The sequence below is a fragment of the Caulobacter sp. P1_B12_2 genome, assembly GCF_056406675.1.
In genome coordinates this window covers 1-2000 of the sequence record NZ_JBFTZS010000631.1, presented here as the reverse complement: position 1 = coordinate 2000, position 2000 = coordinate 1, and the positions used below count along the sequence as shown (strand labels likewise).

Annotated in this window: 2 protein-coding genes; both read left to right on the top strand. The window is 74.0% G+C overall.

What is annotated here, in order from left to right:
• Positions 1-1062: ATP-binding cassette domain-containing protein (locus tag AC1DZ6_RS24260; protein ID WP_477099662.1), on the top strand; the 1062-nt coding region annotated here is incomplete at its 5' end.
• Between the two features lie 6 nt (positions 1063-1068).
• The coding region (locus tag AC1DZ6_RS24255; RefSeq protein WP_477099661.1) for a PAS domain S-box protein at positions 1069-2000 on the top strand (932 nt) is incomplete at its 3' end.

The following is a 2000-nucleotide window of genomic DNA, read 5'->3' as shown; positions in this document are numbered from 1 at the left end:
GTGCTGGGCGGCCGCGCCTTGGCCCRTCGCCTGACCGCCGAGGCCGGCCCCGCGATCCAGCAGGCCGCCGGCGACCTGAAGGACRCCCTCGCCGCCTATGCCGCCGCCGCGCCGGAGCTGCGGGTCTATGGCGTCCAGGACCGCGCCGCCGCCGAGATCGCCGCAAAGGGCGCGCGTCTGGACGCCCTCAAGCAAGACGCCGTCGCCGCGGCAGGCTGGCTGATGGTGCTGCAGGGCGCGATCCTGGGCCTCGCCGTCGCCGGGGTCCTGGCCTTCGCCCGCGACGCCGCGACGCCCCTGGCGGCGATGGCCGGCCTGGCCGCCGCCATGGCGCTGGAAGGCTTGGCGGGGGTCGGCAAGGCGTTCGAGCAGGAGGCCGGGGCGGATGCGGCGGCGGCGCGGCTGGATGCGGTCCTGAGGCATGCGCCGAGCGCGGCGAGCGCCGAGGCCTCGCCGGATCGCCCCAGCCTTGGGTTCGGCGATCTCACACTCAAACCCGGTTCTCGTCTGGTCCTGACAGGCCGCTCGGGCTGCGGGAAGACCACGGTGCTGGAACGCCTGCTGGGCCTGCGCGCTCCAAGCCCGAATGAGCGGCTGTCGTGTGGCGGCCAGGAGCCAGCCGCACGAACCCGCGCGGCCTTCGCCCACGCCCCCCAGGACGCCGCGATGATCGCCGGCACGGTCCGCGCCAACCTGGCCCTGGCCGGCGCTCACCCCGATGAGGCCCTGTGGGACGCCCTGGCCGACGCCGCGCTGGAGGCCCGGGTTCGCGCCCTGCCGCAAGGGTTGGACACCTGGATCGGCGAGAACGGCGAGCGGCTGTCGGGCGGCGAGCGGCGGCGGCTGTCCCTGGYCCGCGCCCTGCTGCGCGACGCCCCGTGGCTGCTGCTGGACGAACCCACCGAGGGCCTGGACGCCGCGACCGAGGCGCTGGTCGTCGAGCGCCTGGACGCCCGCCTCAAGCGCACCGGCCAGGGCCTGGTGCTGGTCAGCCATCGTCCCGCGCCGCGCGCCCTGTGCGATCAGGAACTGCCAATCTCTCCGCCAAGGGCTATAGGGTAGCCGACCTTGCGCAGCGGAGACCGCTATCACGTGATGACCACGGTTTCGGCCGGGACGCTGCACAGCGACCTGAGGCCCCGGGCCTATCTGGCGGCCCTGGCCACGGTCGTGGCCTGCGCCCTGATCCAGCTGGCCCTGCCTCCCGGCTTCACTGCCCCCTCGGCCTTCCTGCTGTTCGTGCCGGCGGTGCTGATCAGCGCCGCGGTCGGCGGCCTGGCGCCGGGCCTGTTCGCCACCGTGCTGGCGGCCGGGGCGGTGTGGCTGCTGAAGGTGCGCGGGACGCCGGACCAGGCCACGGCCCTGTCCAGCCTGGTGTTCGTGATGATCGGCTTCGGCATGTCGGTCGGCGGCGGCTGGTTCCACGCCGCCCGCTCACGCGCGGCGGCCATGACCCATCACCTGCAGTCGATCCTCGACTCGGCGCCCGACGCGGTGATTGTCATCGATCCCGTCGGCGTGATGACCTCGTTCAGCCCCGCCGCCGAGCGGCTGTTCGGCTGGAGCGCCGGCGAGGCGATCGGCCGCAATGTCAGCCTGCTGATGCCCGAGCCGGACCACGCCAGCCACGACGGCTTCCTGAGCCGCTACGCCCAGACCGGCGAGAAGCGGATCATCGGCGCCGGCCGCGTGGTGGTGGGCAAGCGCAAGGACGGCTCGACCTTCCCCATGGAGCTGGCGGTCGGCGAAACGCGGGGCTCGCGGCCGTTCTACACCGGCTTCATCCGCGACCTGACCGAGCGCCAGCACACGGAGGCCCGGCTGCGCGACCTGCAGACCGAGCTGGTCCATGTCTCGCGCCTGACCGCCATGGGCGAGATGGCCTCGACCCTGGCCCACGAACTGAACCAGCCGCTGTCGGCGATCGCCAACCTGCTGACCGGCTCGCGCCGCCTGCTCGACCGGGGCCGTCCCGAGGATCAGGCCAAGGTCCGCGACGC